The sequence below is a fragment of the Bacteroides sp. AM16-24 genome, assembly GCF_003471885.1.
GTDB lineage: Bacteria > Bacteroidota > Bacteroidia > Bacteroidales > Bacteroidaceae > Bacteroides.
Genome location: NZ_QRKI01000027.1, coordinates 1 through 238 on the forward strand (window position 1 = coordinate 1; position 238 = coordinate 238).

The following is a 238-nucleotide window of genomic DNA, read 5'->3' on the forward strand; positions in this document are numbered from 1 at the left end:
ACGTGGACGGGCACGGAAGGGTACACATTATATATATACATACGCGCGAGGCAAGAGAAAAGGATACGAAAGAGATTCAAACATTGTTGCAGCCAAAGACTCTACAAAGATAATTCGGTACAAACTCGGTGTTAACTCGGTACAAATTCGGTTGAAGAGATGATTTTTATAGTTTAAACCGAATTTGATACGGAGAAAAGAGATATTTAGCAAGGAGAAAACTGGAAGGAAGAGAAAA